The 17,391-nt window shown below is 65.0% G+C and carries 20 protein-coding genes and 1 pseudogene; 9 read left to right on the top strand and 12 right to left on the bottom strand.

All coding sequences use genetic code 11. The annotated features are described in order from the left end of the window. Positions 1–10 precede the first annotated feature (10 nt). Genes FFS10_RS09820 through FFS10_RS09805 form a run of 4 tightly spaced genes read left to right on the top strand, consistent with a single transcriptional unit; the run spans position 11 to position 4,846 of the window. Positions 11–868, top strand: a complete 858-nt coding sequence (locus FFS10_RS09820; protein ID WP_137894059.1) for a CheR family methyltransferase — start codon at positions 11–13, stop codon at positions 866–868. Positions 869–918: 50 nt separating this feature from the next. After that, a complete protein-coding gene (gene cheD / locus FFS10_RS09815) occupies positions 919–1,593 on the top strand; it encodes a chemoreceptor glutamine deamidase CheD (RefSeq protein ID WP_137894057.1) in 675 nt (224 codons plus the stop codon). 14 nt (positions 1,594–1,607) lie between these two features. Continuing rightward, on the top strand, positions 1,608–2,690 hold the full coding sequence (locus FFS10_RS09810) for a protein-glutamate methylesterase/protein-glutamine glutaminase (RefSeq protein ID WP_137894055.1): 1,083 nt from the start codon (positions 1,608–1,610) through the stop codon (positions 2,688–2,690). Between the two features lie 38 nt (positions 2,691–2,728). After that, complete coding sequence (locus FFS10_RS09805; protein ID WP_249931239.1) at positions 2,729–4,846, top strand: methyl-accepting chemotaxis protein; 2,118 nt, start codon at positions 2,729–2,731, stop codon at positions 4,844–4,846. Here FFS10_RS09805 and FFS10_RS09800 read toward each other — a convergent pair whose 3' ends face one another. The 5 genes and pseudogenes from FFS10_RS09800 to flhD form a co-directional block, all read right to left on the bottom strand. After that, entirely contained in the window at positions 4,847–6,058 is a 1,212-nt protein-coding gene (locus tag FFS10_RS09800) for an HD-GYP domain-containing protein (RefSeq protein ID WP_137894053.1), read from the bottom strand. A gap of 108 nt (positions 6,059–6,166) precedes the next feature. After that, positions 6,167–6,574, bottom strand: coding sequence for an EAL domain-containing protein (locus FFS10_RS09795; protein ID WP_249931238.1), 408 nt, complete (start codon positions 6,572–6,574; stop codon positions 6,167–6,169). A gap of 115 nt (positions 6,575–6,689) precedes the next feature. Then, positions 6,690–6,776: pseudogene (locus FFS10_RS23850) on the bottom strand (hypothetical protein); the annotation flags it as partial. A 505-nt stretch (positions 6,777–7,281) separates the two neighbouring features. Then, positions 7,282–7,818, bottom strand: coding sequence for a flagellar transcriptional regulator FlhC (flhC, locus tag FFS10_RS09785; RefSeq protein WP_137894049.1), 537 nt, complete (start codon positions 7,816–7,818; stop codon positions 7,282–7,284). Between the two features lie 39 nt (positions 7,819–7,857). Further along, the gene (gene flhD / locus FFS10_RS09780; RefSeq protein WP_137894047.1) at positions 7,858–8,190 is read right to left on the bottom strand and encodes a flagellar transcriptional regulator FlhD; all 333 of its coding nucleotides are present in this window, start codon (positions 8,188–8,190) and stop codon (positions 7,858–7,860) included. Positions 8,191–8,566: 376 nt separating this feature from the next. Between flhD and FFS10_RS09775 the strand changes: the two genes are divergently transcribed. The 5 genes from FFS10_RS09775 to FFS10_RS09755 all read left to right on the top strand — a co-directional run bounded on the left by FFS10_RS09775 (position 8,567) and on the right by FFS10_RS09755 (position 12,293). Next, a complete protein-coding gene (locus FFS10_RS09775) occupies positions 8,567–9,094 on the top strand; it encodes a chemotaxis protein CheW (RefSeq protein ID WP_137894044.1) in 528 nt (175 codons plus the stop codon). A 49-nt stretch (positions 9,095–9,143) separates the two neighbouring features. After that, positions 9,144–10,859 carry a methyl-accepting chemotaxis protein gene (locus FFS10_RS09770; RefSeq protein WP_171016083.1) on the top strand — a complete coding sequence of 572 codons (1,716 nt, stop codon included), beginning with the start codon at positions 9,144–9,146 and terminating at the stop codon, positions 10,857–10,859. A gap of 173 nt (positions 10,860–11,032) precedes the next feature. Then, positions 11,033–11,377, top strand: coding sequence for a hypothetical protein (locus FFS10_RS09765; RefSeq protein WP_137894040.1), 345 nt, complete (start codon positions 11,033–11,035; stop codon positions 11,375–11,377). Between the two features lie 393 nt (positions 11,378–11,770). Beyond that, positions 11,771–12,004, top strand: coding sequence for a hypothetical protein (locus FFS10_RS09760; RefSeq protein ID WP_137894038.1), 234 nt, complete (start codon positions 11,771–11,773; stop codon positions 12,002–12,004). 34 nt (positions 12,005–12,038) lie between these two features. Further along, positions 12,039–12,293, top strand: coding sequence for a hypothetical protein (locus FFS10_RS09755; RefSeq protein ID WP_137894036.1), 255 nt, complete (start codon positions 12,039–12,041; stop codon positions 12,291–12,293). Positions 12,294–12,319: 26 nt separating this feature from the next. On the opposite strand, the gene FFS10_RS09750 is transcribed toward FFS10_RS09755, so the two are convergent. The 7 genes from FFS10_RS09750 to FFS10_RS09720 form a co-directional block, all read right to left on the bottom strand. Next, entirely contained in the window at positions 12,320–13,387 is a 1,068-nt protein-coding gene (locus FFS10_RS09750) for a zonular occludens toxin domain-containing protein (protein WP_137894034.1), read from the bottom strand. Then, positions 13,384–13,671, bottom strand: a complete 288-nt coding sequence (locus FFS10_RS09745) for a DUF2523 family protein (RefSeq protein ID WP_137894031.1) — start codon at positions 13,669–13,671, stop codon at positions 13,384–13,386. Before FFS10_RS09745 ends, FFS10_RS09750 begins: the two co-directional genes overlap by 4 nt. Continuing rightward, entirely contained in the window at positions 13,668–15,089 is a 1,422-nt protein-coding gene (locus tag FFS10_RS09740) for a hypothetical protein (RefSeq protein WP_137894029.1), read from the bottom strand. Before FFS10_RS09740 ends, FFS10_RS09745 begins: the two co-directional genes overlap by 4 nt. A 2-nt stretch (positions 15,090–15,091) precedes the next feature. Next, positions 15,092–15,436 (bottom strand): hypothetical protein, encoded by a 345-nt coding sequence (locus tag FFS10_RS09735; protein ID WP_137894027.1) that lies wholly within the window; start codon positions 15,434–15,436, stop codon positions 15,092–15,094. 16 nt (positions 15,437–15,452) lie between these two features. Further along, positions 15,453–15,662, bottom strand: coding sequence for a hypothetical protein (locus FFS10_RS09730; RefSeq protein ID WP_137894025.1), 210 nt, complete (start codon positions 15,660–15,662; stop codon positions 15,453–15,455). 85 nt (positions 15,663–15,747) lie between these two features. Further along, a complete protein-coding gene (locus FFS10_RS09725; RefSeq protein ID WP_137894023.1) occupies positions 15,748–16,074 on the bottom strand; it encodes a single-stranded DNA-binding protein in 327 nt (108 codons plus the stop codon). Between the two features lie 9 nt (positions 16,075–16,083). Then, positions 16,084–17,268: a phage/plasmid replication protein, II/X family gene (locus tag FFS10_RS09720; RefSeq protein WP_137894021.1), complete on the bottom strand. Its 1,185-nt coding sequence runs from the start codon at positions 17,266–17,268 to the stop codon at positions 16,084–16,086. Between the last annotated feature and the right edge of the window lie 123 nt (positions 17,269–17,391).

The raw sequence follows: 17,391 nt of genomic DNA, 5'->3' as shown, positions 1-17,391 counted from the left end.
CGCCTGCGCCATGGGTGCCGCTCCTCCTGTCCTCTCGTCCGCCGGCGAGGCGGCGCGCGAGTTCGGCTTCGCGCCGCAGGACTTCGATCGCGTGTGCCGGCTGATCTACCAGCGCGCCGGCATCAGCCTGCATCCGGGCAAGCAGGCCATGGTTTACAGCCGGCTCTCGCGCCGCCTGCGCGAGACCCCATACCGCTCCTTCAGCAGCTACCTGCAGTGGCTGGAAGCAGGGCAGGGGCCGGCGGCCGAGCTCGAATGGCAGGAGTTCGTCAACTGCCTGACCACCAACCTGACGGCCTTCTTCCGTGAGGAGCACCATTTCCCGGTGCTGGCCGACCTGCTGCGCAAGCACCCCGTCGGCAAGCCGGTACGCATCTGGTGCAATGCCGCGTCCACCGGCGAGGAGCCCTACTCGATCGCGATGACGGCCATCGAAACGCTGGGTCCTGGCGCGCCGGTGCGCATCGTGGCCAGCGACATCGACACCCGGGTGCTGGCGACGGCCAGCCGCGGTGTCTACCCGGACGAGGTGCGCGGCCTGTCGGCCGATCGGCTCAAGCGTCATTGCCTGCGCGGAACCGGGCGCAACGCCGGCCAGATCTGCATCAAGCCCGAGGTGGCCAAGCTGATCGAGTTCCGCAGCTTCAACCTGATGAGCCCGGCCTGGTCGCTGGGCGAGCCCTTCGACATCGTGTTCTGCCGCAACGTCATGATCTATTTCGACCGCCCGACCCAGCGCCGCGTGCTCGATCGCATGCATGCTGCGATGGCGCCGTCGGGCTGGCTGTTCGTCGGCCACTCGGAAAACTTCAGCGAGTCGCGGGACCTGTTCAGGCTGCATGGCAAGACGGTCTACCAGCGCATCTAGCGCAGGGAAGCCGGCGCTCAAGAATCCCCGCCAGACGCCGAAAACCAGCCATGACCAAGCGTTTCCTCTTCTCCGGTGCGGTGCGGCCCGCCGGCGCACCGGCGACGCCCTCGCGCCTGGACCGGCTGCGGGCCGCCCCGCGCAAACCGGGGGAGGCGTCCTTCTTCTTCTTCGATGCCCACAGCCAGAGCGACGCGGTCAAGGTCCTGCCCGGTGAGTACTTCGTCCACCACGAGGACCTGCTGCTGACGACCACCTTGGGCTCGTGCATCAGTGTCTGCCTCTGGGACCGCAGCGCCCGGGTCGGCGGCATGAACCACTTCATGCTGCCCGAGGGCAGCGGCGCGCAGGACTGCGGCCGCTACGGCGGCTTCGCGATGGAGCTGCTGATCAACGAGCTGCTGAAGAAGGGTGCGCTGCGCGGCGCGCTGGAGGCCAAGGTGTTTGGCGGCGGCCAGGTCATCAGCGGCATGCACAGCCTCAACGTGGGCGAACGCAACACGGAATTCGTGATGGACTACCTGGGCAGGGAACGCATTCCCGTCGTCAGCAAGGACGTGCTCGGCGGCCAGCCGCGCAAGGTGGCGTTCTTCCCGGCCAGCGGCAAGGCCCTGGTCAAGCGGCTCGGCGGTGGCCGGACCGAGGCCATGCTCGAGCTGGACCGTGCGGCGCGCCTGCGCGCGGCATTGCCCGCCGGCGCCGCCGGCACCATAGACCTGTTCTGAAACGGAAGAAGCCGATGGCCAAGATTCGCACCGTGGTGGTCGACGACTCCGCCCTGGTCCGCCGCCTGCTGGGCGAAATCATCAACCGCCAGCCCGACATGGTCTGCGTGGGCGCGGCGGCCGACCCCTACGCGGCACGCGACCTGATCCGCCAGCTCGATCCCGACGTGATCACGCTGGACGTGGAGATGCCGCGCATGGACGGCCTGGATTTCCTGTCCCGGCTGATGCGCCTGCGCCCCATGCCGGTGGTCATGGTGTCCACGCTGACCGAGCGCGGCGCCGAGGTGACGCTGCGCGCCCTGGAGCTGGGCGCAGTCGACTTCGTGGCCAAGCCCAAGATCGGCATCGCCGACGGCCTGCAGCAGCTGGCCCTGGAGATCGCGGAAAAGATCCGCGTCGCGGCCCGGGCCCAGGTGCGCAAACTCCCGGCGGCAGCCCCGCCGCCGACACAAGTGCCCCGGGCGGTGCCAGATGCGCCGCGACTGGGGCGCCTGTCGACCGAGAAGATCATCTTCATCGGCGCCTCCACCGGCGGCACGGAGGCCACTCGCGAGGTGCTGGCCAGCCTGCCCGCCGACGCGCCGGCCGTGGCCATCACCCAGCATATGCCGCCCGGCTTCACGCGCAGCTATGCGGCCCGGCTCAACGAGCTGTGCCGCATCACGGTCAAGGAAGCCCAGGACGGCGAGCGCATGCTGCCCGGCCATGCTTACATCGCGCCGGGCGGCCTGCACCTGAGCGTGGCGCGCAGCGGCGCCAACTACCTCGCCCGCGTGCTGGACGGCGAGCCGGTCAACCGGCACAAGCCCAGCGTCGAGGTGCTGTTCAAGTCGGCCGCGCGCGCGGTCGGCCCCAACGCCCTGGCCGTGATGCTGACCGGCATGGGGGCCGACGGCGCCTTGGCCATGCGCGAGATGCGCGAGGCCGGAGCCTACTGCGTCGCGCAGGACGAGGCCAGCTGCGTGGTCTTCGGCATGCCCAGGGCGGCCATCGCCGCGGACGCGGTACACCAGGTCCTGCCTCTGGCGCAGATCGGCCCGCACCTGGTCCAGCGGCTGCGCGAAACCACCGGCATGAGCCACAACCGTGTCTGAAATGAGCCGCCGCCCCCCATGCCTCTAGGAGATTCCCCGTGAAATCGTTCATCGACAACCTGAAGCTGGCCCACAAGTTCCTGTTCATCGGCGGCATCGCCGCGCTCATGCTCGCGCTGCCCAGCACCCTGCTCGTGCTCGGGAAGCTGGAAGAGCTGCGCACGGCGCGCACCGAGCTGTCGGGCATAGCGCCGGCGCGCGATGCGCTGCGCCTCATCCAGCTCACCCAGCAGCACCGCGGGCAGTCGGCGGCCTTGCTGGGTGGCAACGAAGCGCTGGCGTCGGCGCGGCAGGACAAGCAGGCCGAGGTGACGCGCGCCCTGGCCAGGACCCGGGCCTCGGTGGCGACGCTGGGCGACGACAAGCTGACGGCGCTTGCCGGCCGGCTTGCCGCCGAGTGGCAGTCGCTGGCCGATGGCGTGGCCAACAAGGGCGTGAGCGGTCCGCAGAGCTTTGCCCGCCACACGGCCCTGATCGCCGACCAGCTGGCACTGCTCGAGGACGTCAGCCATGTCTCCGCCATCGTGCTGCATCCCGAAGCCTCGGGCTACTTCCTGCAGGCCGGCGTGCTGACCCACCTGCCCAAGCTCACCGAGGCGCTGGGCCAGATGCGCGCGCGCGGTGCCTTGCTGCTGGCGCGCGGCGAGGCCACGCCCGAGGAGAGGACCCGGCTCGAGGCACTGGCGACGCAGGCGCGGGGCCACCACCAGGACGCCGGCAAGGTGCTGGCGCTGGCCAGCCAGCAGGACGTGGCGCTGCGCCAGGCCATTGCCGCCCCGCTGGCAGCGGCGATGGCCACGGCAGAGGAGGGGCTGAAACTGGCGGACGAGAAGATCGTGCGTGCCGACACGCTGGACTTCCCCTCGGGCGAGTACTTCGCCGCGACCACCCGCGTCATCGATGCGCAGTTCACCCTGGTCGACGCCGCGTTCAAGGTGCTCGACGCTCAGCTGCAACTGGGCGTGACGACGGCGCGCCAGCACCTCATTGCGGTGCTGGGCAGCATCGTGCTGCTGTCGGCGCTGACCATCTGGGTCATGTGGACCGTCACGCGCACCACGACCGGGTCGGTCCGCGCGGCGCTGCAGCTGGCCGAAGCGGTCGCTGCCGGCGATCTGGGGACCCAGGTCCGGGCACGCGGCCGCGACGAGGTCGGACAGCTGCTGCGCGCCCTCGGCGCGATGAACGACAGCCTGGTGCGCGTGGTCACCACGGTGCGCGCGAGCAGCGACAGCATCGCCACCGGATCCAGCCAGATCGCCACCGGCAACGCCGACCTGAGCCAGCGCACCGAAGAGCAGGCCAGCAACCTGCAGCAGACGGCCGCGTCCATGGAGCAGCTGTCCAGCACCGTGAGAAACAACGCCGACACCGCGCGCCAGGCCAGCACCCTGGCCGGCCAGGCCAGCGAGGTGGCGGCCAAGGGCGGCGAAGTGGTGGGCCGGGTGGTCGAGACCATGGAGGAAATCAACCATGCGTCCAGGAAGATCGCCGACATCATCGGCGTGATCGACGGCATCGCCTTCCAGACCAACATCCTGGCGCTCAATGCGGCGGTGGAGGCTGCGCGCGCCGGCGAGCAGGGCAGGGGCTTTGCCGTGGTGGCCGGCGAGGTGCGCAGCCTGGCCCAGCGCTCCGCCACCGCCGCCAGGGAGATCAAGGCTCTGATCGGCGACAGTGTCGAGAAGGTGGACGCGGGCAGCAAGCTGGTCGACGAGGCCGGCAGCACCATGGGCGACATCGTCAATCAGGTGCGCAAGGTCACCGACCTGATCAGCGAGATCAGCGCCGCCACCATCGAGCAGACCGCGGGCATCGGCCAGGTCAACGACGCCGTCACGCAGCTGGACCAGGTGACGCAGCAGAACGCGGCGCTGGTCGAGGAGTCGGCGGCCGCGGCCGAGAGCCTGAGCCACCAGGCGCAGCAACTGGTGCGGGCCGTCGCCCTGTTCAAGCTGTCGGCGGACGAGCCCGCGGCGGCTGCGGCCCCGTTGCCACTCGCCGAGGAGCGCCGCGAGCCGGATCGCGCGGCCATGGTGGCAAGCCCGGACTTCGGCGCCAGGGCGGCCAAGGCCAAGCCCGCACCGTCCGCGCCCAGGGCCGCCGAGCCGGCCCTGGCCAGCAGCGGCACGGACGACGACTGGACGAGCTTCTGATCAGCGCCAGCGAGGCGTGGAGGCGCCGGCCCACAGCCGGTCCAGGTAGGGGAAATCCCAGCGCTCGATGGATTCCCGCCCGGTGATGGCGTCGCTGCAGCCCGGCCGAGAGAGGTCGATGCGCTGGGGCTTGATCGGCATCTCGGAGCGCGTCGAATAGAAGGCCTTGACCACCGGCGTGAGCGGCTTGCCGGGGTTGTGCTCGGCCACGACGGCGAGCTTGCCCGACTTCAGCCGCACCAGGGCGCCGATCGGGTAGATGCCCAGGGTTCTGACCAGGGCGGTGAACACGGTGTCGTCGAACTGGCCGTTCCACGAGGCCATGCGGGCCAGCGCGTCGGCCGGATCCCAGCCGTCGCGGTAGGGGCGGTCGGAGGTGACGGCGTCGTAGACATCGCAGACGGCACCCATGCGCGAGAACAGGCTGATCCGTTCGGCGGGCAGGCGGGAGGGATAGCCCTTGCCGTCCATGCGCTCGTGGTGGTGCATGCAGACGTCGAGCGCGTGGGCCGTGGCGCTCTCGCCGGCCATCAGCAGCATGCGCCCTTGTTCCGGGTGCGTGCGCATGATGTCGAACTCCTGGTCCGTGAGCGCGCCGGGCTTGTTCAGCACCTCGAGCGGCATCAGCGCCTTGCCGACATCGTGCAGCAGGCCGGCCAGGCCCGCCTCCCGGCAGGCGTCCTCGTCGAAGCCGAGCTCCCTTCCCAGCGCCACCATCAGCGCGCAGACGGCGACCGAGTGCATGTAGGTCACGTCGTCGCGGCGCTTCAGGCGCGCCAGGTTGACGAACGCGTCCGGATTGCGCTTGACCGATGCGGTGATGTCGTCCACCAGCTCGCGGCAGCCTTCGACCGCGATGGCCTGGCCCAGGCGCACGGCCTGAAAGAGCGAGGCGACCGCTTCGCGCGTGCGTGTGATCAGGCCCGAAGCGCGTTCGAGCTCCGATTCCAGGCTGTGGCTGACGGCGCGGCGCGGCGGCGCGGCAGCCCCTGGTGAGGGAGGCTGCTGCGGCGGCGCTGGCGGATCGGTGTCGAAGCCCATGTCGGTATCGATCCAGCAGGCGCCGATCGTGCTGTTGCGAATGCGCTCCAGGTCCTCAGGCTGCTCGAGCAGAAAACTGCTGCGCCAGAAGGGATGGTCCAGCCAGGGTATGTCGAAGGCATGGATGTACATGCCAAGCCGCAAGTCAGCGGCTGCGATCCGTTTCAGCACTTTCTATTCACTGTTTGGCGCGCGGGCCATACGGCTGCGCCTCTTGGGAAACGTCAGAACGAATCATCGCGCCGGGCTCGTTGTTCATTGAATTCTACCCTCGGGTATTCAATGCGCTTCCAGTTCGTGCACCTCGACGCCACTTCCGCCAACATCCTCCTCGCCCGGAAAAGAGGCCGCCGCTGAGGCGAACTCGAAAAATCTCCCCGGCGGCAGCGGCGCGCTCAGGTAATACCCCTGGCCTTCGTCGCAACCATGGGCGCGCAGGAAGGCCTGCTGTTCTTCCGTTTCAATGCCTTCGGCGACGACTTTCAGATTCAGGTTGTGCGCCAGGGTGATGATGGCCCTGGCCAGGGTCCTGGCATGCGGCGTCGCGGGCACATCGCTGATGAATGAGCGGTCGAGCTTGAGGGTATCGAACGGAAAGTGCCTCAGGTAATTCAACGAAGAGTAGCCCGTTCCAAAGTCGTCCAGGGACAGCTTGACGCCCGATGCCTTGAGCTCGGAAAGCGCCAAGGCCGTCTCCTTCACGCGGTGCACCAGCGCGCTCTCCGTCAGTTCCAGACAGCCGGCGTGCGGCAAGACCGGGCGGCCTTCCGCCGTTTTCCAGCGCCGTCAATCCCTGCTCATATTCATTCAGCCTTGCCTCTATGGCGCCGTCGTGGCGCGATTGCCGCAACGAATCTCCCAGCTCAAAGGCGATTTCCCGGCTCAGCATGCGAAGCCCGCCGGCCAGGTTGACCGATTCCGCGACACCGTCGAGACGCCGGACCATGTGGTGAAGAACCGCGACGTTGCCCGCGGCCATCAAGCTCAGGATCAGAAAGGCTGTGCTGAATTTATGCTGAAGACCGAAACGCCAAGGGCTCTTTGGACGGCTGTTCGGTTGCAGTAGTTGAGTGGCCGAATTAATCATTTTGTTTTAGTTGACGGCAAAAGCCTTAAAGTCACCCCACCTCGGTTTGCACTGTATTTGTGCGTCATTTTTGTGGGTGCACCATGGTCAAGTCCAAAATGGGGCAAATACAAAATGGGGCCAGGCAGAACAAAATGGGAACCGGAATGCGTCGACCTTCAGGTGGCGCATGCGGATCAGGTCCACAAGCGGGAGCAGCCCTTTGCGAGCGGCCGAGGGTCTTGCCCCGAAGGGCGGACCGATGTGCTCATCCGCCAGCAGCCGGTGGACGACCTGCCTGGGATACTGAGCGGCGACCAGGCGGCACTCAATGCATCCGCAAGCCGCCGTTCGCCTTGCCCTTGCCCGCGCGACCCGGCGGATTGCACAGGCCGCAGACGTAGTGCCTGGCGATTTCGTGCGGGTGCGTCACGAAGCGCCCACCACATCTCGAGCAGGGGGTCATCGCCACCATGCCGTTGTCCATGAACTTCACCAGCCGCCAGGCGCGGGTCACCGAGAGATGGGGGTTGAGCTCCTGTGTCCGGATTTGCTCCAGATAGAGCTGATAGGCCTTGATGATGGCCTCGATTTCTTCCAGCTCGGTGACCTTGTTCAGGTACTCGTGAATGTTCATGAACAACGAGGCGTGAACGTTCGGCTGCCAGGTCATGAACCAGTCCGTCGAAAAGGGCAGCTGCCCCTTGGGCGGCGAGCGGCCCGCGACTTCCTTGTACAGGCGCAGCAGGCGTTCGTAGGACAGGTCGGTTTCCGCCTCGAGAACCTGGAGGCGGGCATCGAGCCGGATCAGCGCCACGGCGGTCTCTATCTGCCTGGCCTCGGACAGTATGCTTTTGCTTGCCATGTCGGACTATTGGATGGTGCGAGCTCGGCGCCTGGGCGCTCAGGCGGTTTCCTGGTGCCGGCCCGCCATCACGAGGCTGGCGTGCAGGCGGGAGCTTGCCAGGCGGGCTTGCGGCTTGCCGTGGTTGGTCAGCAGGCCCCACACCAAGTCGTCGTCCATGCGCAGGCGGCACAACAAGGTGTTGCCCGCGGCGATTTTCAGGAGTTGCGCGGGGCTCAGTGCCGAGATCATGTCGGCTGTCTCTTCCGAGATGCCCAGGCGGAACAGGGCTTGCGGGCGATCGGTGCGGATCAGATGCTGGGCCAGCATCAGATACGAAAGATTGGCTTCCCGAATTTCGCTCAAGATTTGGTCGGTGTGCTTGGATGTCATGATTTATTGGTAGTTAATTGGCAACCATTCAGCATTGACTGCGGATTAATCCTATCGTTTGCCCGTGTCAATCGCGTGATCTGGGTCAAACGACAGAAAAAACAAAAGGCGCCCTCACCGCGCGCAAGGCCTGCAAGTCAGCAGCGTTGCGTTCGGGTGGGGACGCCTTTGTCCGGGGGGAGAGCGGTCTGGCCCGCCGTTGGGCCGCGCCACTCAAACGACCCTTTTATGGGTCTTTTGTGAGATTAAGCAAACGCTGTGCCAGCCTCGTGTCATACGCCAGTCCGTCCCAGGCTCAAGTTGAGCGCGGAATTGACGAAAACCCAGAGGTGCAAATTTGCCGATCGGCCAATATCCCGTAACAAAGGAAACACCAATGAGCCTGACCACCGCGACGCAAGCCGGCACCGCAGCGACACCTCGCGTTGTCGCCACGGATGCAGCGCACACCTCCATACGCGAATTCCTGGCCTTCAAGCTCGGCGCCGAGGAATACGGCATCGACATCCTGCGTGTGCAGGAAATCCGCTCCTACGAGGCGCCGACGCGCATCGCCAACGCACCGCCGTTCGTCAAGGGGGTGGTCAACCTGCGCGGCGTGATCGTGCCCATCGTGGACCTTCGGCTTAAGTTCAACCTGGAGCGGGCCGACTGCAACAGCGTCACCGTCGTGATCGTCCTCAACATCGCCGAGCGCGTGATGGGCGTGGTGGTCGATGCCGTCTCCGACGTGATCACGCTGGCGTCCGAACACTTGCGTCCTGTGCCCGAATTCAATTCGGCCGTCGCAAGCGAACACCTGTTGGCCATCGGTGCGGTCGCCGACCGCATGCTGATCCTGCTCGACATCGAAAAGCTCATGACCAGCCCTGAGATGGGGCTGGTCGAGAAGACCTTGCAGTAAGCGGTCTGACTCCATTTTTCAAAGGGAAGGCAATATGAATTTCAATGACATGAAAATCTCCACCCGGCTCACGCTCGGGTTCGGCATCCTGGCGCTGCTGTTCATCTTGATGGGCGGCATCTCGCTCGCGAAGATGGCCACCGTGGACGAAGCGTTCGGAAAAGTGATCGACGAGCGCATACCGCGGGTCGCGTTGCTCAATACCGTCAAGAACAATGTCGACAACATCCGGGTCTCGATGCGCAACATGCTCATCATGAACGACCCGGCCGAGGTGAAGCGGCAGGAGGAAAGCATCCTGTCCGCCAGGAAGACCATAGGCGACGCGCTGGACAAGCTGCAGGCCGAGATCCGCAACGAGAAGGGCAAGGCCCTCCTGGCCAAGATCGTCGAGGCGCGCGCCAACTTCGTGTCGCTCCAAAACAAGTTCATTGAGCTCGTGACCGCGGGCAAGCACGACGACGCCCAGACGCACCTGTTGACGGTCGTTCGCCCGGCGCAGCAGGCCTACAACGCGACGGTCGACGACATGCTCAAGTTCCAGGGCGAGCTGCTGAAGGAATCCGCCGCCGACGCCAGCGCGGCCGTGGCAGGCGTCAAGACCGCCATCTGGGTCTCGGGATCGATCGTCCTGGTGCTGGCGGTTCTGATGGCCATCTGGATCATCCGCTCGATTACCCGCCCTATCAGCCAGGCGGTGGAGGTCTCGCGGGCCGTGGCCGCAGGCGACCTGAGCATGCAGTTCGAAGCCGACGGCAAAAGCGAAACCGCGCAACTGCTGATCGCGCTCAAGGAGATGCAGGCCGGCCTGGCCAATGTGGTGGGCACGGTGCGTCAGAACGCCGAATCGGTGGCCACGGCCAGCGCCCAGATCGCGCAGGGTAACAACGACTTGTCCAGCCGCACGGAAGAGCAGGCCAGCGCGCTGGAGGAGACCGCCGCGTCGATGGAACAGCTCGGCTCGACTGTCAAGCAAAACGCCGACAACGCCCGGCAGGCCAACCAGCTGGCGCTGGGCGCTTCGACGGTCGCGGTGAAGGGCGGCGAGGTCGTCGGCCAGGTGGTGGACACCATGAAGGGCATCAACGACAGCTCCAAGAAGATCGCCGACATCATCAGCGTGATCGACGGCATCGCCTTCCAGACCAACATCCTGGCGCTCAATGCCGCGGTGGAGGCTGCGCGCGCCGGCGAGCAGGGCAGGGGTTTCGCGGTGGTGGCCGGCGAGGTACGCAACCTCGCGCAGCGCAGCGCCGAAGCAGCCAAGGAGATCAAGGGACTGATCGAGGACAGCGTCGGGCGGGTCGAGCAGGGCACCCAACTGGTCGACCAGGCGGGCGCGACCATGAACGAAATCGTCACCGCGATCAAGCGCGTGACCGACATCATGGGCGAGATCAGCAGCGCCAGCGCCGAGCAGAGCGCGGGCGTGGCGCAGGTGGGAGAAGCCGTCACGCAAATGGACCAGGCCACGCAGCAGAATGCGGCGCTGGTCGAGGAAAGCGCCGCCGCGGCCGAAAGCCTGAAGCAGCAGGCACAGCAGCTGGTGCAGGGTGTCGCGGTGTTCAAGCTGGCGCAGGCCAGCCAAGCGACTGCTCCCGTGCCGGCGGCGGCCGCTGCCGCCTGGAAGGGCCTCGAGCGGCGCGGCCCGGAGCGTGCGCGGAACGTGGCCCGCCCGCAGTTCCGCGCCAGGGCCGAGCCCATTGCAGACGCCGAAGCTGCCGCGCGCAAGACCGGCACCGACGGGGAGTGGACCGGCTTCTGAGTTACTGCAGCCGGCCAAACGGGGCAGGACCGCAAGGTCCGTCCCGTTTTTTTCATGCCCATGACTTAACGTAATGCAAATTGTGTTAAGTCGCATCCGGGCGCTTTTCAATCGTTTGGCCCGTCAGCTCAGACCCCATGTTCGTCGTCCCAATAACGACACATGGAGGTCCTATGTTCCAAGCCCCTAAGTTCCTGCCGCCGCTGAGCCTGATGCTCAACGACTTGCCAGCCAACCACCCGCGCCACATCGCCAAGTACCTGGGCGTCTCCGAGCGAACCATCTGGGCCTGGAAAGCCGCCGAGCAAGCCCCCAGGCCGGCGATGCTGGCCCTGTTCTGGGAAACCCGCTGGGGCCGCTCCCTGGCCGATGCCGTGGCCTACAACGAGGCCCAGGTACACCGGGGGCTCTCCCAATGCCTGCAGCGCGAGGTGAACCAGCTGCGAGCCCAGGTCGAACACCTCGAGGCGATCGGAGATTTCGGCGCGGCCAACTCCCCAAGCTGGGGAAAGAAGTAAGCGCCCTGCCCTTTTTGCAGCCCGGCTCAGCCGGGCTTTTCTTTGCCTGGAACCGGTGGCGCTCGATGCGCCGACGCGCTCATGGGTCCGTGGCGTTGTCCCCGCACCGACCGCAGGAGCCGCGCCAGTCGGCTTCGCCTTGACGCTTCGCTCTGGCACGTCTCCCGCTTTTCGTCGGTGCTCGCGCTGTGAAAAAGCCACATCGCTGCAACCCGTCGAAAGCACCCCCGTTAACCCCATTCACAAGTGAGGGGCGTAACGGGGGTGCTTTTTTTTCGACGGGCCGCAGCGATGCGGCTTTTTCTTTGTATGCCTACACCCCACCCCCCCGCCCCTCCCGCTGGGAGGGGAGCGAGGAAGCATTGCTGAAGGTACGCACAAAAGAGAAACACCATGATCGCCGCCAACCTCAGGAAGCATCCCGACGCCATGATCCGGCAGTTGGAGCTCGACCTGGTCGTGGAAGGTGCCGAGAAGCCCCAGCACGATGCGTGGTGGACATGGCTGATGAACACGGGCCGGGTGATCGTGAACAAGGTCACCGCCCCGGCCTGGTGGACCGCGATGAAGCGCCGGGCCCTGGCACTGGAGAAGGCGGTGAAGGCGGCCTGCATGGCGATCATTTAAATCCCCAACTTGGGGAAAGAGTAGACTTCACATCATGGAACTGGAAATCTATGAAGCCCTCACGGCCGCCAACGTGCCGGCCGACAAAGCACGCGCGGCCGCCGAGTCCGTCAAGCGCGAAATCGACGAGCGCTACACAATGCACGGGCAGCAGCTCGCCACGCGCGGCGATGTCGAGTCCGTGCGCCGCGAGGTGGCCGAGCTCAAAGTCGAGATGGTCAAATGGTTCGTCGGAACCATCATCGCCGTGGGCGGCATCACGGCCGCCTTGCTCAAGCTAATGCACTGAAACCGGCAATCCAAGCAAAAACCGCCTCAGGGCGGTTTTTTCATGGGCGCCGGGCTGCTCCTGGACATCCAGGCCATGGCATCGAGCTCGGCCTCGCTGGGGGCTGCTGGAGGCACCGGGTAGCCCCTGGCATCGACCAGGGCGGCTACCTGGTAGTCGTGCTTCTTCACGTCGCCGAAATCGGTCTCAGCCGCGCAGATCTCGGGCTCGACCTTGGCGCGGCGGCCATCGTCGTCGAAGCAACTGCACTGGCCACGGAAGATCGAGCAGCCAGCAAAGGCCCGGGCGGGCTGAACTCCCTGGGTTGGGGAAGGCACCTGGCCAGCAGCAGCCGAGGCGGGTTGCATCGAGGCCGGCACCAGCTGGGCCTGGGCCGAGTTCGCCGCGGGCGAGCGCTGCGCGAGCGTGGCCGGCGTGGGCGTCGGCCCCAAGGCACGTTCCTTGATGCGGGCGTATGTCGTCGGCAGCATCACGGCCACGCCGATGAGGCCGACCAGGATGAACCACACCAGGCCGGGGACCTTGCGGGGCTGCTTGGTGTGGACCTCAGCCGACTTGTAGAGCTTGTAGACCTTCTTGTCGTAGCGCCAGGGGCTTTTCGTGATGCTGTTCTTGTACAGCAGCGACTTACTGGCGTGGTCCCACTCGTAGACCACAGCCATAGCGAAATTGGCGACCCGGCGCATGTGCAGATGCCGGCCGACCAGGTTGACCAGGTTGCGGTCAACCAGGAGCGGGTGCTGGGTCATGACGATGAAGTCGATACCCATATGCCGATGGGTCTCCAAGTGCTGGATGTAGTCGGGCACCTTGGAGCCGTTGGGCCTGGGCGGCCAGGGCTTCTGCACCTCGTCGAAGCAGATGATGGAGCCGGGCTTGGCCCACTCGTGCCAGGTGTTCAGGCAGGCTTCGTCGATCAGCTCATGATCGATCAGCAGGCCCTTGACGTTGGTGTAGATCGTCCTGGGCAGCTCGACGGTCAGGCCGTCGTCGGTTTCCTGCTTGACGGTCGTGCCGACCAGCGGCTGCAAGAGCTTGCTGATCGTGTACAGGGTCTTGCCCGAACCCGGCGGGCCCGTGACGAAAGTGATCATCCCGGGTTCACTCCGAGGATGCGCGTGCTGGACTGGATTTGCCAGATCACCACGCGGGTTGTCACAGCGCCCATGACCATGCCGAAGCCGACACCGCCGCCCGACAGCAAGAAGACGTTGAGCATGTCGGCAGGCAGGGAGTTGACGCCCGCGATGAACTGATCGCGCACGGCATTCACCGCGATCTGCATGCCGGTGATGGTGACGATGGAGAAACCCAGGCTGGCCAGGATACGGCCGATCAGGGGCTGGACCATCGCCAGGAGCCAGGTCGCGAGGTTCATTCCTTCACTCCAGGGATCAGGACCATGAGGGCCGAGAAGGCGGCCAGCACGAGCAGCACCGGGCGCAGGTAGGTGACCAGGTAGTAGCAGTTCTCTTGCCAGTCGATCAGCTTGATGTGCTGGCCCTGGACGTCGAAATACTTGTCAGCGGGGCACGAGCCGCCACCGAACCACGATTCGGGGGTGTATGTGATGTTTCGATCAGCCTTGGGCATGTTCTCGTCCTTCGGCTCGCCCAGCGTGGTGCAATTGATCTTCGAGGAGTCCTTTTCACAATCACCCGGCTCGATCTTCTCCTCGGTTGGTGTCTCGGTCTGCGTGGTGCTGGACTGGACGCTGTTGTCGGGGTTGTAAACGATGCTCGTGGTCACGTTCGTGGTGTTCGTGACTTGGTTGTTGTTGGTCGTGAAGTTGTAGGTTGTCTTCTCGACCACCTTGGACCCGTCGGGCTTGTTGGTGACCTTCTCGGGCCCCTGGATCGAGCTGGGCCCGGTGACCGTCGGGGCAGGCAAATTGATGTCGCCGCCCTTGTTCAGAATCTCGCTGATGACACGCGGGTCACGTGTGACAGAGTCCATATAGGGCGCAATGTCATCCATGCTCGAGGGAAGCCAAGACACCGGGCTAGGTGCCCGCTCCCGACTCAAAATAGTTTTCTCAGAGTACCCGTACTGCGAAGCGTTGCAATTGCCGTTATAGCAATTGATGACATAACAGGTAGCCCCGGCATTAGTCAGCGTGCCACCCGAATAGCTGGTACTGCTGTTCGGAGGATGCGCATTCATGAAATTCAATTGCGCCGTACAAGCAGCCTGACGAGTCAACGACCAGGGTTCATAGGTGTACGGGTAGACCGACCACGTTAAATCCGACTTGAATTCGTAGCAGGGCGAGACCGTGCAAACAGTAGGATCCCGACGCTCAATAGAACCATCTGGCAACACGCGACCACCCGACCGCTGGAGCCAATCAAGGACGTAAGGCATAGCGCCGCCCGCAATCGCCAACCCGAGACCAAGCGGACCGCCAGCAAGACCCGCCATGCCCTTGAGCGCATCCGTGACAGCCGAGCTGGGGACTTGATAGGCCGCCTGAAATGGATACTTGGTGCCAGCAAAAAAAACGTTGCCGTTCGCACTCATCGTCATGGTCGGACCGGTCGCGCTGGCCGGGATACCGTAGTTGCCCGCGAACTGCCAGCCACCGCCCAGGGGCGGCGAGATCGGAACGGTTGAGCCCCAGGTGGTGCCGTTGCCGGTGGCCCCGAAGGTGGCCGTCTTGCCGGTGTAGTTGACGCCGCTGCGAGAGAAGTCCGGGAGCTTCGCCGCGTTCACTTGAACAGCAGCCAGACACCCAGCAACAGCAAGACAGAGAGCAAGGCCTGCTCGAGCAAGTGAAAGTCGGCGAAAGACATACATGATCAATCCGGGTTATGCGGCTGGTCGAAGAGGCGGATCAGCTGCTTGCCGCCCCACACAGTAGCCAGCAACAGGAGCGCCAGGCCGAACCACTCAAGTGCAAAGTCAGTCGTGCCCGCGAAGTTGCAATCCGGCTGGGTGGGCCAGGGCTGAACGATGGTGACGGGGCTGGCCCCGTCCGTGGTGCGGGTGAGCGTCATGCTCGTGGCCGCGAAGTCGATGGAGGCCGAACACTGGAGCGAATGGGCCGAGGCCCCATCGCCCCAGGTGACCGGGTAGTCGGCGCAGGCCGCTACGCGTGCGTCGGCCTGGGTGGGGTAGCAGATGCCTTTATGAAGGAAGCCCATGTGCTACCCCAGCCGCTCAGAACCAGCCCATCTTGGTGCCGAGCTTCTTCAGGCCCCAGAAAACCACCATGCCGCCGATGATCAGCAGCACGGCCGATTTCATGTCGTCGGTGGCAGCGGTCACGGCCGTGGTGACGGCGGTATCCAGGGCGGCATGGGCGGAGCCCATGGAGGCCAGGACGGCGGCCGGGATGCTGGCCAGGCGGAGAGCGACAGATTTGCGCATTGCGATTCCTTTGAAAAATTGAGGTTGAATGCCAGCGGATGCCAGCCCAGAGCGTTTTCGCGTGCGAAAGCGCTCCAGGCTGAAATCACTGCTCGATCGCGTCCAGGGTCAGGTCGACGGGCGTGACCATGGTCACTTCGCCGGTGTCCTTGTCGGTGCTGCGGAAGGGCTTGCGGGTGTAGCCGCCGAGCTTGCAGCCCACGGTGGTTTCCTCGCCCACTTCGCCAAGCTTGGACTTGCTGCGAATCTCGACGACCTGCGGGCGGCTGTAGGCGTCGGCGGCCGGCGTGATCAGCCGCGTGTACCAGGTGGACTCGTGGCGGCGGCGGGCATCGATCTTGCCCTTGACAAGGACTTCCATCGGCGTCTTGCTGACGCTGGTGGGCAGGGAGGAAACGGAGAGAGCGGACATGGTTTTTCCTTACGCGGCGAGCCGCATCAAATCCCGGCTGACGTGGTACTCAGGACGGTTCCGAGCCGGTGAAAAGCAGAACCGTCTGTCCACGCGCTGCGGCGTGAAATCGTGGATGGGGGAATCGTTGGCGACGACGACGATGTCGGAGCCGCGCCAGCTGATGCCGACCTCTTCGAGGGCCTTGCGGTAGCGGTAGAACGTGGGCTTCGTGTACTGCGCCCGTGCCACTTCATCGCCGAGCGTGGACAGGCTTGTCCAGAAGCCATAGAGGCGCATCGCCATGGCGCTCGGGTAGTTGTTTTGCAGACGGGCCAGGACGGCGCGTGTCGTACGTACGGTGTCCATGCCTTGTTTCCCTTCTCGCAGTAGTCGCTCGATCTCGGTGTCGTGAATGCGCTCCAGGTATTCGTCCGTGAGTTCGGCGACGGTCGGGTTCTTGCCGTGGTCGTACTGGAGCTTGTCGCTGTGAATCTCGACCTCGACGCGCAGGCGGTTGTCGGCCAGTCGCTGGAGGGCATTGAGCTTGCGTTCGACGCGCGCGTGGTTCCTGTCGTCGGCGCCGTGGATGTGTTCGAAGAAGATACGAAAGAAGCTGCGCAGGCGTGAACGATCGTGCGCGGCGAACTCGGAACCCTTGTGATAGAACTTGACGGTCGTGGTCTTCCCGGCAAAGTAGACGGCCATGGCGTACTTGGCCGAGTTCTTGTGACGGCGTGGGAAGCTCATGAGCTGGATGCCGTCGAAGAATTCCTTGCAGCTGGCCTTGCTGAGCCGGTAGACATGGGCCACGTCGACGCGATGCACGGTCCAGAGGTCAGCGGGCATCAGCTCGGTGTCGAGCAGCTTCTCGACCAGGGCGACCAGGTAGCGGGCCGCCTCCTGGAAGTTGGTCGGCCCGCCATACACGTTGTGGCCGAGCATGGCCTTGTGAACGCTGGCCTCGATCAACAGGTAGGGCTCGCAGGCGTGGAGCCTGGGCGTGCCGTTCTTGTCGGTGATCCAGTCCTCGTACTTGGGGATGACGCTGATGCGCGAATCCCAGGAGCCGAGCAGCTCGCCGGTGAAGAGTTCGTACAGGACTTCACCGGAGCTGAGGTCACAGCCGGAGCGCAGGATGCACTGCTGCTCGATGCGCTTGATGATGGATTGGTCCATCGGGGGCGACTTGATTTTGATGGTGTCGTAGGCCATCAGGTCAGGCACCCATCGAAACGGGCGAAGTCTCAGCGCTGAGACTGTCAGGCGGTGCTACCACGCCCGCCTGACAAAAAGTCCGGTCCGCGCGAGCCTCAGAAAAACAGGCCGAAGCGGCGC

The sequence above is a fragment of the Ramlibacter sp. 2FC genome (assembly GCF_005503345.1).
GTDB lineage: Bacteria > Pseudomonadota > Gammaproteobacteria > Burkholderiales > Burkholderiaceae_C > SCMQ01.
The sequence above is the reverse complement of the archived record's forward strand: the minus strand, read 5'-3'. Positions and strand labels throughout refer to the sequence as shown.